Source organism: Seonamhaeicola aphaedonensis (assembly GCF_003386195.1).
Taxonomy (GTDB): domain Bacteria; phylum Bacteroidota; class Bacteroidia; order Flavobacteriales; family Flavobacteriaceae; genus Seonamhaeicola; species Seonamhaeicola aphaedonensis.
Genome location: NZ_QRDX01000001.1, coordinates 514,758 through 528,250, shown reverse-complemented (window position 1 = coordinate 528,250; position 13,493 = coordinate 514,758). Strand labels below are relative to the sequence as shown.

The window sequence follows — 13,493 nt, the reverse complement described above, 5'->3', positions numbered from 1 at the left end:
ACCACTTGGCATAAATAGTGTCTTTTAAAATTAATAATTTATTTTGTTTTTACTTTACTTCTACGTTAGTTTTAACTCCTTCAACAAAAACTTTTGCAGGCTTAAATGCAGGGATGTTATGAGCAGGAATTTTAATGGTTGTGTTTTTTGAAATGTTTCTTCCTGTTTTTTCGGCTCTAGTTTTAATAATGAAGCTTCCAAAACCTCTTAAGTAAACATTATCACCACTTTCTAATGAAGTTTTTACTTCTTCCATGAAAGATTCAACAGTTGCTTGAACATCTCCTTTTTCAATTCCTAATTTCTCAGAAATTTTTGCTACTAAATCAGCCTTCGTCATTTTAAATTGTTATTTTATAATTACTGTATACTATTTTTAAGGGATGCAAATATAGGAATTAAATATTCAATATTTCAAACCTAATTCATTAAAATTTAAGATTATAAAGGTTTATTTTAGCGCTTTGTCTAAAATCTATTAATGCAATTTTCAAAAACTTTAATTAACTGGTATTCAATTAATAAGCGAAGCCTTCCGTGGCGACAAACTAAAGAACCCTATTGTATTTGGCTTTCAGAAATTATTTTGCAGCAAACACAGGTTAAACAAGGGTTGCCGTATTATGAAACTTTTTTAAGAGCGTTTCCGACGGTATTCCAGCTAGCCAATGCTAATGAAAGTAAAGTGTTAAAGTTGTGGCAAGGACTTGGTTATTATTCTAGAGCAAGGAATCTACATGCTACAGCTATGTATATTGTAAATGAATTGAATGGTGAATTTCCAAAAACCTACAAAGAGCTTATTAAACTTAAGGGAATTGGTGATTACACAGCTAGTGCCATAGCATCTATTTGTTTTAATGAGCCTACCGCGGTGGTTGATGGTAATGTATACCGTGTTTTATCTCGATATTTTGGAATTGATACACCCATTAATTCAACCAAGGGAATTAAGGAATTTAAATCATTGGCTCAAGAACTAATTGACAAAAAAAAGCCAGCCGAATTTAATCAGGCTATTATGGAGTTTGGCGCTATACAGTGTAGACCTCAAAATCCTGATTGTGAAATTTGTCCGTTAAACATTTCCTGTTTGGCTTTAAAGCAAAAGAGAATTAGCCAGTTACCAGTAAAAATTAAAGCTGTAAAGGCAAAAAAGAAATATTTTAACTTTTTGGTGTTTATTTCTGAAGACGGTAAAACAATTTTGAAACAGAGAAAAACAAGGGGTATTTGGCAAAACCTTTATCAATTTCCATTAATAGAAACAAAGTCTGAAATGGATTTTGACAATTTTAAAAATCATATTAAGAATCATAAACTTCTTGAAAATGTTTCATTTGAGTTGTCTTTGTATAATGAAAAAAGTTTAGTTCATAAATTATCTCATCAACATTTGTATACGAAGTTTTGGATTGTTCATGTTAAAAATTTAAAAACAGAAGGTACTGCAATAAACACTATCAAAGACTATGCGGTTCCTATCTTAATTGGAAACTTTATAGAGTCTTTCATATTTTAGTTCAAAATAGAAGCTAATCATATTTTTTTATTAATTTTAAAAATGAGTTACAATTAAGTAATTTTGCAATCAATTAATTAACTCAGTTATGTCAGGAACATTAAATAAAGTAATGCTTATAGGGCATTTAGGAGATGAAGTAAAAATGCATTATTTTGAAGGAGGTGGATGCGTTGGAAGATTTCCTTTGGCAACAAACGAAACTTACACTAATAGACAAACAAATGAGCGTGTTACTAACACAGAATGGCATAACATAGTGGTTAGAAACAAAGGTGCTGAAATTTGTGAAAAGTATTTGAGCAAAGGCGATAAGGTCTATATTGAAGGACGACTAAAAACCCGCAAGTGGCAAGATGATTCTGGAAACGAACGTTACAGCACTGAAATTCAATGCACAGATTTCACCTTTTTAACCACAAAAAAGGAAAGTGAGCAAAATACTCAAGCGGCCACAAGTACAAGGCAACCAGATTCAAACCAGCAACAATCTGTTAGTGAACCCACAGTTGAAGAAAATAATGATGACCTTCCATTTTAAATTAGAAAAGCACTTTTCAACTTTAGTTGAGACTTCATTAATTTGGCATTCCTGTGAAAGTAGGAATTCATCAAAAGTTTTTAAATACTTTTTGTTTAACTAAAACCAACGTATTTGGACCCCGACCCTTCCAGTTTTTTAAGTTTATTTATTGCAATTGACATTTCAATTGTTTCTGGTTTTGTACTACTGATTTTACTCTTAGTTTGTTCTGCGCTTATTTCTGGTGCGGAAGTAGCACTTTTTTCACTTACAAAGAATGATGTTGAAGCTGGTTTAGAAGCAAATTCTAAACGTATGCAAGTGGTTTCTGTGCTAGTAGAACGTCCTAAAAAGTTACTGGCAACTATTTTGGTAGCTAATAATTTTATAAATATTGCAACGGTAATTTTATTTGCTTACTTAGGAGATTTTATTTTTGGAGACATTGCAAATCCTAAAGTGAAATTTGTTTTAGAAGTCATTGTAATTACCTTTCTTATTTTACTTTTTGGTGAGATTTTACCTAAAATTTATGCTAGTAGAAATAATATAAAATTTGCTTCTTTTATGGCGTATCCCTTGAAAGTTTTAGATTTAATACTTTCACCTATAAGTTCGCCAATGCAGAGTGTAACCCTAGCAATTCACAATAAGTTAGGTAGACGTAAATCTAATTTAAGTGTTGACCAACTATCGCAAGCCTTAGAGCTAACCAGTGAGGAAGACACCACTAAAGAGGAACATAAGATTCTGCAAGGAATAGTATCTTTTGGTAATACCGATACCAAACAAGTGATGCGTCCGCGTATTGATATTTTTGCATTAAACATTGAACAGAAATATGCTGAAATCATGCCAGAAATAATTGCTAATGGGTATTCCAGAATTCCAGTTTATGAGGATAATATAGACCAAATAAGAGGTGTTCTCTATGTTAAAGATTTACTACCTCATATTAATAAAAAACAGTTTAACTGGGTTAGTCTAATTAAAGAACCTTTTTTTGTTCCAGAAAACAAGAAGTTAGATGATTTAATGGCAGAGTTCCAAGAGAAGAAAGTGCATTTAGCTGTAGTTGTTGATGAATATGGAGGGACTTCGGGTTTAATTTCTTTGGAAGATATTATTGAAGAAATTGTAGGTGATATAAGCGATGAGTTTGATGATGAAGATTTACAATACTCTAAACTTGATAATAACAATTATGTGTTTGAAGGAAAAACAGCTTTGAAAGATATTTATAAGATTACTAAAATTGAAGATGAAGATCTTTTTGAAGAAAATAAAGGTGAAGCAGAGACTATTGCAGGGTTTGTGCTTGAAATATCTGGTAGTTTTCCTAAACTTAACAGTAAAATAAATTTTAAAAATTACGTTTTTACTATTGAAGCGTTAGATAGAAAACGTATTAAACTTGTAAAATTTACAATTACTTGATGGGCCGATATTTATTTCTTTTTATATTTTTTTTGTGTGTTTCTTGTGGTGAAGATTACAAGCCAAAACCCAAAGCCTTTTTAAGGTTGGAGTACCCAGAGGCAAAATACGTTACTTCAAATCTTGAAGTACCTTTTACTTTTGAAACTAATTTGTTAGCAAAAAAAATTTCGTTAAAAAAAATGCAGGCTCCAACAGAGAGTTATGGTGTTAATTTAGAGTATCCATCACTTAGAGGTACCATATTTTTAACCTATAAAGCAGTAGGAGGTAATCAAAAGAATTTGGAGAGTTTTTTAAGAGATGCTCAAAAATTCACCTTAGAGCATACAAAAAAGGCAGATGAAATTCCGGTGACACCTTATGAGAATATGCAGAAAAAAGTTTTTGGAGCATTATCTGAAGTAAAAGGTAATGTAGCGTCCCCGGTTCAGTTCTATGTGACTGATAGCGTAAATCATTTTTTAACAGGGTCTTTATACTTTTATGCAAGACCTAATTATGATTCTATACTTCCTGCAGCCAACTATTTACAAAAAGACATTATTCACATGATGGAAACCATTAGTTGGAAATAAAAAAGACCTCCAATTTGGAAGTCTTTTTAATGATTTTCATGCTTTCTTTAAGCCTTTTGCGCGCAACATGACTTTTTACAATCTGCAGCGCATATTTTTTTCTCAGTTTCTGTTTTATTGGCACAACAAGCCTCTCTACAATCAGCTGAACATTTTTTTGTAGTAGAAAATGCATCAACGGTTTTCATATTGCTTACTTTATAAATGTCGGCAACATTGGTAACGGTTTCTTCCAATGAAGTTGGCGTCACTTTAGCTTCGTTATATTCTACCATAGCTAACTTTTTGTCAAAATCTATCTTTGCAGATTTTACACCTTCCATTTTGGCAATTTTCTTTTCAATAGTCTTAGCACAACCAATTTCACAGGTCATGCCGTCTATAGTAAACTCTGCTTTAGCAAAAGTGGCATTAGGGTCAATTGTTTTTTCAGCTTCAGCCGAAACTTCAATAGTTTTTAATTCTGGTTCAACCTTATTTTTACAGCTATAAGCAAATAAAACCAGTACTGTCAAAACCAAGATGTATTTTAATATGTTCATTGTATAAGGTGTTTTAAAATTATAATCTATTTAACAATCAATGATTGTACAAAATTACTAAATAAAGCTCTTTTATTAGGTTTAAAAAGTTGAATTTTGTAATTCAAATGAATCATCAATGAAGGCACTGCACCCAAAGTGGATTTATCTGTTTATACTTTCATTAATTTGGGGTAGCTCATTTATGCTAATAAAAAAAGGTCTTGTAGGTTTAACTCCCATGCAACTTGGAGCTGTTAGGATTATTTTTACGGGAACATTTCTTTTTATTATTGGGTTCAGGAAAATTAAGGAAATAAAAGGAGCTAAAGAATGGAAAGGAATAGTACTAACTGGGCTTCTTGGTACTTTTTTTCCGTCTTTTCTTTTCGCTTATGCTGAAACCGAGATTGATAGTGCTATAGCTTCTATATTAAATTCCTTGGTGCCTCTAAATACTATTCTAATAGGCCTTTTACTGTTCAAAATAAAATCAACTAAACGACAGGTTTTGGGCGTTTTTATTGGGTTAATAGGAACATTAATTCTCGTAATGAATGGGGTGTCATTAAATCCTAATCAAAATTACTTTTATGCTGTATTGGTTATCATTGCTACCATTATGTATGCAGCAAGCTCCAATATTATTAAGTACCATCTCCAGCATGTGAATGCGCTAACAATAGCCGTGGGGAATTTTATGGTTATTATGATTCCCGCCATGATAGTTTTAATTACCAGCGGGTTTTTTAAGGAAGAAACCCTTGCTAATGAACAATTGAAACCAGCGTTGTTGTACATGGTGATTTTGTCTTTATTTGGTACAGCAGTGGCTAAAGTTTTATTTAATAAGTTGATACAAGTCTCAACACCTGTTTTTGCTTCTTCTGTGGCTTATTTAATGCCTGTTGTGGCTGTTTTTTGGGGGCTTTTAGATGGGGAGCGCTTTAGTATTTCGCAAGCCTTTTCAACGGTAATTATTTTTGTTGGAGTGTACTTGGCACAAAAACAAAAAGGGTAGTTAACTCAAATATTTGGAGTTATTTTATTAATTCTCAGATTTTTTTCCGAAATTTAAAGAAACACTAAACATTGTAAACGATGAAAAAAATATCACTTCCCATCAGATTTGGACTCGTTACAAGTGCGGTTTTAATAGCATATTTTTTAATTTTATCGTTATTTGATAAACATATAAATCCTGCTTTTAGTTTTTTTAATGCTATTATCACCGGTTTTGGTATTTATGAGGCGGTAAGGCTGTCTAAATTGCAATTACCTAATTCGTTTTCTTATACCGAAGGTTTTAAAACAGGTATTATTACAGGTTTTGTTGCTACGATATTGTTTTCATTTTTCTTTTTGTTTTACACCACAGAAGTTGATTCAAATTTCTTACCTAATTTAATGCAAACATTAAATGGTAAATTTGATGTTGATATTGGTATGATAACCTTTATAGTAGCTGTTATGGGGTTAGCCACATCGGTAGTTGCTACCTTATCTGTAATGCAACTTTTCAAGAATAGCAGAAATGTTCCTCAAAATCAATAAAACGTTTGTAGTTTAATTAATTAGCAGTATATTTGCACCCGCCTTAGGAGGCTCTAAGGTGTTTGTTCAATAAAATTAATTAATAAAAACGTTACGCTATGTACGCAATTGTAGAGATAGCAGGGCATCAATTTAAAGTTGAGAAAGACCAAAAAGTTTTTGTTAACCGTTTACAAGCTGAAGAAGGAAAGCAAGTTGCTTTCGATAATGTTCTTTTAGTTGCTGATGGTGACAATGTAACTGTTGGCGCCCCGGCTATAGACGGCGCTCAAGTTGGAGCAAAAGTCGTTAAACATCTTAAAGGTGATAAAGTAATCGTCTTTAAAAAGAAAAGACGTAAAGGTTACCGTGTGAAAAATGGTCACCGTCAAGCTTTAACAGAAATAATAATTGACAGTATTGTTGCTTCAGGAGCTAAAAAAGCTGCTCCAGCTAAAGAAGTTAAAAAAGAGGCTACTAAAGTAGAGACGCCAAAAGCAGAAGCTAAGCCAGCTGAAGCAACTCAAGATTTAAGTAGTTTAACTGTAGCTGAATTAAAAGAATTAGCAAAAGCTAAAGGAATAGCTGGAATTTCTTCAATGAAGAAAGCCGAATTAATAGCTGCCTTAAGCTAAAATAACAATATAAAATCGAAATAAAATGGCACATAAAAAAGGAGTCGGAAGTTCGAAAAACGGTAGAGAGTCAGAATCGAAACGCCTAGGGGTTAAGATTTTTGGTGGTCAAGCTGCAATTGCAGGGAACATCATTGTAAGACAGAGAGGAAATACTCATCACCCAGGTGAAAATGTATATTCTTCAAAAGATCATACATTACATGCCAAAGTAGATGGTATTGTGAAATTCACAAAAAAGAAAGACAATAAATCTTATGTATCTATAGAGCCTTTTGAAGCTTAAGATTAAGGATTTAATAAAGATTAAAAACCCTTTCCAAATTTGGAAAGGGTTTTTTTGTTACCATTCTTGAGTCTTTACCTGAAAATTGAACAAATTACCGTTAAATAAAACAATAGTTATTTAACTAATAGTTGTTATATTTACCAATTAAAATCTTATTAATTTGTAACTATGGATTACGCAAAAGAGTTTGAAAAATTTGCTATTAAAGATCAAGGTATTAGCAGTACTTATTACAACAAAATAATAAGTAGTATGTACCCAACTAATTTAACACCCAATATTATTGAGGAGCGTCAAATGAACATCGCTATTTTTGATGTATTCTCTCGTTTAATGATGGATAGAATTATTTTTATGGGAACGGCTATCAATGATCAGGTTGCTAATATAATTCAAGCACAGTTATTATTTTTAGAAAGTACAGACTCTAGTAAAGACATTCAAATATATATTAACTCTCCAGGAGGTAGTGTTTATGCAGGCCTAGGTATATATGATACTATGCAGTTTATAAAACCAGATGTGGCTACTATTTGTACTGGTATGGCAGCTTCTATGGGGGCTGTTTTGTTATGTGCCGGAGAAAAGGGTAAACGAAGTGGGTTACCTCATTCAAGGGTCATGATTCATCAACCATTAGGAGGGGCGCAAGGGCAAGCTAGTGATATAGAAATTACAGCAAGAGAAATTTTAAAATTGAAAGAAGAGTTATATCAAATCATTAGTAAGCATTCTGGGCAGGATTACGACAAAGTTTACGAAGATAGTGATAGAGATTACTGGATGAAAGCTGATAAAGCCAAGGAGTATGGTATGATTGACGAGATTTTAACTAGAGTGTAAATAAAAATCCGTAATTTTAATATATTGTTACAGAGGGATTTAATAATTCAAAGCTCTCAAAAATTGAATTAGATTAATGGCAAAGGAAGAATTAGAATGTTCATTTTGTGGTAGAAAAAAGCCAGAAACAAACTTATTAATAGCGGGTTTAGATGCTCATATATGTGACAGATGTATTGAACAGGCACATGGCATTGTACTTGAAGAATCAAAGCAAAATGATAGTAGTGATTTATCGGCAGAGTTAAAACTTCGCAAACCTCAACAAATTAAGGCATTTCTTGATGAGTACATCATTGGGCAAGACATGACCAAAAAAGTCATGTCTGTTGCTGTTTACAACCATTATAAACGTTTGTTGCAATCGTCTTCAAACGATGACATTGATATACAAAAGAGTAATATTATAATGGTTGGACAAACAGGGACAGGTAAAACCTTAATGGCAAAAACTATTGCCAGAATGTTAAATGTTCCGTTAGCTATTGTTGATGCTACTGTTTTAACTGAAGCAGGTTATGTTGGTGAAGATGTTGAAAGTATTTTGACTAGGTTACTACAGGCAGCAGATTATAACCTAGAGAAAGCCGAAAGAGGTATTGTATTCATTGATGAAATTGATAAAATTGCTAGAAAAAGTGACAACCCATCCATTACACGTGACGTTTCTGGTGAAGGTGTGCAGCAAGCTCTTTTAAAACTTTTAGAAGGAACTGTAGTTAATGTGCCACCAAAAGGAGGCAGAAAACACCCTGATCAAAAATTTATAGAGGTTAATACTGAAAATATTTTATTCATAGCTGGAGGAGCTTTCGATGGTATTGAACGTAATATTACTAAGCGTTTAAATATGCAAGCAGTTGGTTATAGCGCTTCAAAATCTGATGAGATAATTGATCAAGATAATCTGTTACAGTATATCATACCTAAAGACTTAAAAGACTTTGGACTGATTCCTGAAATTATTGGTCGTTTACCTGTATTAACATATATGGATCCTTTAGATTCAAAAACGTTAAGAGCCATTTTAACTGAACCTAAAAATGCTATCATCAAACAATATAAGAAGTTATTTGCGATGGATGAAATTGATTTTACCATAACCGATGGGGCACTAGACTTTATAGTAAATAAAGCTATAGAGTACAAGTTGGGAGCCAGAGGATTGCGTTCGCTTTGTGAAGAAATTTTAACAGATGCTATGTTTGAGTTGCCAAGTTCAGATGAAAAGAAATTGAATGTAACTAAAATTTATGCAGAAGATAAATTGACTAAAAACACTTTAAAGAAATTAAAAGCTGTTTCTTAAACATAATTTATATCGAGAAATCAAGATAAAAAAATCCAGACTTTAAAGTCTGGATTTTTTATTTTCGGATTATTAATTAATACTGTATTTATATTTTAATCAGTTTCTTAATTTGAAATAAAAATATACTTATTTAGGAAGGCTTCAAAAGTTTTTTAAGCCTTTTAGATTATTAGACGAAAAACTCGTTTAAAGACTTTTTGTTTTGCATTTAGTCGGGAATATTGAAGCTTTAGGAATTTAGCTTTAAAAGATCATCGATATAATCTCTAGTATTGGAGAGTCGTGGTACTTTGTGTTGCCCCCCTAATTTATTGTTATTTTTTAACCAATCTCTAAACAAGTGATGACGTGCTATATTTATTTTAGGTTTGTTTAAAGTTATGTTATTATAACGTTTGGCTTCATAATCAGAGTTTAAAGCCTTTAAGGCATTATCAAATAACTCATTAAAATAATTAATATCTTTTGGAGGTGTTTTAAATTCAATGAGCCACTCATGAGCCCCCTTTTCTTTACCCTCCATAAAAATGGGCGCCGCGGTAAAATCAACAATTTCAGCTTTAGTTCGTTTACAGACTTTTTTAAGAGCTTCTTCGGCATTTTCAATGATTAATTCTTCACCAAATACGTTAATATGATGTTTAGTGCGTCCCGAAATTTTTATACGGTAAGGGTTTAACGATGTAAAACGAATGGTATCACCAATCTTGTAGCGCCATAAACCAGCATTAGTAGTGATGATGACGGCATAATTTTGATGGAGCTTAACCGCACTCAAAGGAATGGCTTTTTCATCGGGTGTTCCATAAATATTCATAGGAATAAACTCATAAAAAATACCATAGTCAAGCATTAATAGTAATTCACTGGAGTTATTTTGATCTTGAATAGCAAAAAATCCTTCAGAGGCATTATAAATTTCATAATACCTAAAGTTGTTTTTAGGTAGAATTTTTTTATACTGGTCCTTGTAGGGAGTAAAACTCACCCCTCCGTGAAAGTAAACTTCTAGATTTGGCCAAACATCAAACAAGTGTCCTTTACCTGTAGTTTCTAAAACATTATTTAGTAACACCAACATCCATGATGGTACTCCAGCTAAACTAGTTACGTTTTCATTAATGGTTTCATCTACAATAGCCTGCATTTTGTATTCCCAATCGCTCATTAAGGATACTTTATTGCTAGGGGTACTGCTAAATTCTGCCCAAAAAGGCATGTTGTCAATCAAGATTGCAGATAAATCGCCAAAGATAGTACCATTTTCCTTGTATAATTCTTTACTACCACCTAACCTTAAACTTTTTCCTGTAAATAATTGAGAATCTTCATTATTGTTCAAATACATACACAACAAATCCTTACTTGCAGCATAGTGGCAATCTTCTAAAGATTCTTCGCTTACAGGAATAAACTTACTTTTAGCTCTTGTGGTGCCACTAGACTTAGCAAACCATTTGATAGGTGTTGGCCAAAAAATATTTGGCTCACCATGTCTGGAGCGTGAAATATAATCCTGCCAACCATCATAATTTAAAATAGGAATACGTTCAGCAAAAGTTTCGTAATTTTTGATGGAGGCAAAATCATATTTTTTACCCATTTCAGTATCTTTTGCAAACCCTACAAGATTGTGTAGTAACTCTAATTGTACTTCATTGGGGTATTTTAAAAACAATTCAATTTGATGAAAACGCTTCTTTAGAAACCAAGAAGCAATAGAATTTACTAAGGGAATTGGCATATTTATTCTATCTTTAAGTTTTTAAAAATAATACTTTTTTTCATGTTCTACCAAGGTGTTTTAACAAAAATGGAAACGGAATTTACAAGTCCGATTCAATATTATTTGGTATTTGAAAACGATTTTATAAACCTAAATCAACTTTTAAATAAAACCATAACTTTGGAGTTTGTTAAGTACCAATGTTTAAACTGTGGGCAGGATAAACCCATTTATCGTCAAGGGTTTGATAAACAATGTTTTTATGAAGTGCCTCAAGCAGCCGATTGGGTAATGCGGCCAGAATTAAGTAAAGCGCATTTAGGTATAGAAGAACGTGATTTAGAGTTTGAAAAAAAGACCCAATTACAACCCCATATTGTTTATTTGGCAAATTCCAGTAATGTAAAAGTTGGGGTAACTAGGAAAAGTCAGGTGCCAACTCGTTGGATAGATCAAGGTGCTCATGAAGCCATTGAAATAGTAGAGGTGCCAAACAGATATTTGGCGGGTATTACAGAGGTTGCCTTGAAAGATCATGTTAGTGATAAGACCAATTGGCGTACCATGTTGAAGAATGAAATTAAAGACGAAAATTTGGTAGAATGGAGAGAACAATTAAGGTCTTATATTCCTGCTGAATCAAAAGAGTATTTTATTCAGAATAATTCTGAAACTAACCTAGAATTCCCTGTATTAAAATACCCTGAAAAGCCAAGGAGTCTAAATATTGTAAAAGAACAATCTTACACTGGTAAACTAGTAGGTGTAAAAGGGCAATATTTAATTTTTGAAGACGAGACGGTTTTTAATATTAGAGCCAATGAAGGACACGTAGTTCGTATTTCACTACCTTAACTTTTAACAAGATGCTAACGTTTTAACAATGGTTTATTGAGTATCTTGTAAATAAAAAAGTTATGAAAATTCCAATAATGTTTTATGTGGGACTTACCACATTTCTTTTAGTGCTTTTAACATTTATGGTTTCTATGAATATGACCTTTACAGTGGTGTTTTACACCATGTGTTTGGGACAAGTTATGGTGGGAGTCATGGTTTACAAAGTTTTGAAAGACAAATATACCACCGACAAAACTTTTGAAAATTTTTATGAAGATAGACCTTTTAATTATCGTGAATAAGCATTTAGAAAAATATAGTTTTGTATTGTTATGATGCCAGTATGCTAAATACAAGATAAAGCAAATTAGTTTCAAACTCCCAAAAGTAGTGCTGAGTATTATATATTTAAATATCTTCGGCGTCTTTCAACTGTTGAATATAGGCTGCTTTTTGAATTTCCTGCCTGCGTTTCACAGAAGGTTTCGTGAAATATTGATTTTCTTTTAGGTTTTGCATTACCTTAATATTTCGGTGTTTTCGTTTATAGCGTTTTAAGGCACGCTCAATGTTTTCGCCTTCTTTTACTATTATTTTTAACATATTTTTATTTTTTTATCCTAAGTACTTTTTTAAAACTTTGTTTTTTGAGGAATGTCGCAATCTGCGAATCCCTTTCTCTTTAATTTGTCTAACACGCTCTCGAGACAACCCAATATTATCACCAATTTCTTCCAAACTCTTGGGGTGTTTTTCACTAATGCCATAAAAGTGTTTGATTACATGTGCTTCCTTTTTAGATAATGTTTCTAAAACTCGATTCATTTCAATATTTAAGGATGACTCCATTAGTGCAGCATCAGGTAGAGGTGTTTCCTCAGACTTTACTATATCGTATAAATTAGAATGTTCTCCCTCTTGAAATGGTGCGTCCATAGATAAATGTCCAACACTTACTTTCATGGATTGCTTTACATTATTTACACTTAAATTTAGGTTTTTGGCAATTTCTTGGGCGCTAGGTTCGCGCTCATGAGTTTGCTCTAAATACGAATAGGCTTTTCTTATTTTATTAATAGAACCAATTTTGTTTAGTGGTAATCTTATTACTCGTGCTTGCTTAGCAATAGATTGTAAAATAGATTGTCTAATCCACCAAACGGCATAAGAGATAAACTTAAACCCTCTAGTTTCATCAAAGCGTTTTGCAGCTTTTACTAAACCAGCGTTTCCCTCATTAATCAAATCGGGTAGAGATAGTCCTTGATTTTGATACTGCTTTGCAACCGAAACCACAAATCTTAAATTGGCTGTCACGAGTTTGTCTAAGGCTCTTTGGTCACCTTTTTTAATTCGTTGTGCTAACTCTACCTCCTCATCAGCCGTAATCAGTTCTAGTTTACTAATATCTTGTAAGTATTTATCTAGTGATTTAGATGATCTGTTGGTAATTTGTTTTGTGATTTTTAATTGCCTCATAAAAGTTATTTAAATGTTTTATTATATTACTTTTTGTAAACTAAAATAAAAACTGTAAAATCCAAAAAATTAACCTTTTTTGTTAAAAAATGTGCTAAAATTCATCAAAATGACAATTTTTTAGATGTATTTTGCCTGTTTTTAGTGATTTTTGGTTTTAGTATAAATATATCTTGCTCGCCAAGTATATTTAATAAAAAAGTCTACATTATCAATTGTAATAGTTGGCTTTAAGAAGGTGAAATGAAGTCGAAA

The 13,493-nt window shown here is 32.2% G+C and carries 17 protein-coding genes; 12 read left to right on the top strand and 5 right to left on the bottom strand.

Going from position 1 to position 13,493, the window contains the following annotated elements:
• Nucleotides 1-49: 49 nt before the first annotated feature.
• Nucleotides 50-340 (bottom strand): HU family DNA-binding protein, encoded by a 291-nt coding sequence (locus DFQ02_RS02320; RefSeq protein WP_116039361.1) that lies wholly within the window; start codon nucleotides 338-340, stop codon nucleotides 50-52.
• 141 nt (nucleotides 341-481) lie between these two features.
• Here DFQ02_RS02320 and mutY point away from each other — a divergent pair, with 141 nt between their 5' ends.
• The 4 genes from mutY to gldD all read left to right on the top strand — a co-directional run bounded on the left by mutY (nucleotide 482) and on the right by gldD (nucleotide 4,060).
• Nucleotides 482-1,522 carry an A/G-specific adenine glycosylase gene (mutY, locus tag DFQ02_RS02315; protein ID WP_116039360.1) on the top strand — a complete coding sequence of 347 codons (1,041 nt, stop codon included), beginning with the start codon at nucleotides 482-484 and terminating at the stop codon, nucleotides 1,520-1,522.
• A gap of 88 nt (nucleotides 1,523-1,610) precedes the next feature.
• Nucleotides 1,611-2,063 carry a single-stranded DNA-binding protein gene (locus tag DFQ02_RS02310; protein WP_116039359.1) on the top strand — a complete coding sequence of 151 codons (453 nt, stop codon included), beginning with the start codon at nucleotides 1,611-1,613 and terminating at the stop codon, nucleotides 2,061-2,063.
• A gap of 114 nt (nucleotides 2,064-2,177) precedes the next feature.
• On the top strand, nucleotides 2,178-3,482 hold the full coding sequence (locus DFQ02_RS02305; RefSeq protein ID WP_116039358.1) for a gliding motility-associated protein GldE: 1,305 nt from the start codon (nucleotides 2,178-2,180) through the stop codon (nucleotides 3,480-3,482).
• Nucleotides 3,482-4,060: a gliding motility lipoprotein GldD gene (gldD, locus tag DFQ02_RS02300; RefSeq protein WP_116039357.1), complete on the top strand. Its 579-nt coding sequence runs from the start codon at nucleotides 3,482-3,484 to the stop codon at nucleotides 4,058-4,060. The genes DFQ02_RS02305 and gldD overlap by 1 nt, the downstream gene beginning before the upstream one ends.
• Nucleotides 4,061-4,107: 47 nt before the next feature.
• Here the strand turns inward: gldD and DFQ02_RS02295 are convergent, their stop codons facing one another.
• Nucleotides 4,108-4,602 (bottom strand): heavy-metal-associated domain-containing protein, encoded by a 495-nt coding sequence (locus tag DFQ02_RS02295; protein WP_116039356.1) that lies wholly within the window; start codon nucleotides 4,600-4,602, stop codon nucleotides 4,108-4,110.
• A 118-nt stretch (nucleotides 4,603-4,720) separates the two neighbouring features.
• On the opposite strand from DFQ02_RS02295, the gene DFQ02_RS02290 reads away from it, so the two are divergent.
• The 6 genes from DFQ02_RS02290 (at nucleotide 4,721) to clpX (ending at nucleotide 9,190) form a co-directional block, all read left to right on the top strand.
• Nucleotides 4,721-5,602: a DMT family transporter gene (locus DFQ02_RS02290; protein WP_116039355.1), complete on the top strand. Its 882-nt coding sequence runs from the start codon at nucleotides 4,721-4,723 to the stop codon at nucleotides 5,600-5,602.
• Nucleotides 5,603-5,682: 80 nt separating this feature from the next.
• Entirely contained in the window at nucleotides 5,683-6,135 is a 453-nt protein-coding gene (locus tag DFQ02_RS02285) for a DUF4199 domain-containing protein (RefSeq protein WP_116039354.1), read from the top strand.
• 98 nt (nucleotides 6,136-6,233) lie between these two features.
• Nucleotides 6,234-6,749, top strand: a complete 516-nt coding sequence (gene rplU / locus DFQ02_RS02280; RefSeq protein WP_116039353.1) for a 50S ribosomal protein L21 — start codon at nucleotides 6,234-6,236, stop codon at nucleotides 6,747-6,749.
• 25 nt (nucleotides 6,750-6,774) lie between these two features.
• Complete coding sequence (rpmA, locus tag DFQ02_RS02275) at nucleotides 6,775-7,035, top strand: 50S ribosomal protein L27 (protein ID WP_076698461.1); 261 nt, start codon at nucleotides 6,775-6,777, stop codon at nucleotides 7,033-7,035.
• A gap of 171 nt (nucleotides 7,036-7,206) precedes the next feature.
• Nucleotides 7,207-7,881: an ATP-dependent Clp endopeptidase proteolytic subunit ClpP gene (gene clpP / locus DFQ02_RS02270; RefSeq protein ID WP_116039352.1), complete on the top strand. Its 675-nt coding sequence runs from the start codon at nucleotides 7,207-7,209 to the stop codon at nucleotides 7,879-7,881.
• Between the two features lie 76 nt (nucleotides 7,882-7,957).
• Nucleotides 7,958-9,190, top strand: coding sequence for an ATP-dependent Clp protease ATP-binding subunit ClpX (gene clpX, locus DFQ02_RS02265; protein ID WP_116039351.1), 1,233 nt, complete (start codon nucleotides 7,958-7,960; stop codon nucleotides 9,188-9,190).
• A gap of 232 nt (nucleotides 9,191-9,422) precedes the next feature.
• Here the strand turns inward: clpX and DFQ02_RS02260 are convergent, their stop codons facing one another.
• The gene (locus DFQ02_RS02260; RefSeq protein ID WP_116039350.1) at nucleotides 9,423-10,937 is read right to left on the bottom strand and encodes a GH3 auxin-responsive promoter family protein; all 1,515 of its coding nucleotides are present in this window, start codon (nucleotides 10,935-10,937) and stop codon (nucleotides 9,423-9,425) included.
• 42 nt (nucleotides 10,938-10,979) lie between these two features.
• Here DFQ02_RS02260 and DFQ02_RS02255 point away from each other — a divergent pair, with 42 nt between their 5' ends.
• Together DFQ02_RS02255 and DFQ02_RS02250 are read left to right on the top strand one after the other, a co-directional pair.
• The gene (locus tag DFQ02_RS02255) at nucleotides 10,980-11,774 is read left to right on the top strand and encodes a DUF2797 domain-containing protein (RefSeq protein WP_116039349.1); all 795 of its coding nucleotides are present in this window, start codon (nucleotides 10,980-10,982) and stop codon (nucleotides 11,772-11,774) included.
• Between the two features lie 62 nt (nucleotides 11,775-11,836).
• Nucleotides 11,837-12,061, top strand: coding sequence for a hypothetical protein (locus DFQ02_RS02250; protein WP_116039348.1), 225 nt, complete (start codon nucleotides 11,837-11,839; stop codon nucleotides 12,059-12,061).
• 106 nt (nucleotides 12,062-12,167) lie between these two features.
• Here DFQ02_RS02250 and rpsU read toward each other — a convergent pair whose 3' ends face one another.
• The gene (rpsU, locus tag DFQ02_RS02245; protein ID WP_116039347.1) at nucleotides 12,168-12,362 is read right to left on the bottom strand and encodes a 30S ribosomal protein S21; all 195 of its coding nucleotides are present in this window, start codon (nucleotides 12,360-12,362) and stop codon (nucleotides 12,168-12,170) included.
• A gap of 12 nt (nucleotides 12,363-12,374) precedes the next feature.
• Entirely contained in the window at nucleotides 12,375-13,238 is an 864-nt protein-coding gene (locus DFQ02_RS02240) for a sigma-70 family RNA polymerase sigma factor (RefSeq protein ID WP_116039346.1), read from the bottom strand.
• Between the last annotated feature and the right edge of the window lie 255 nt (nucleotides 13,239-13,493).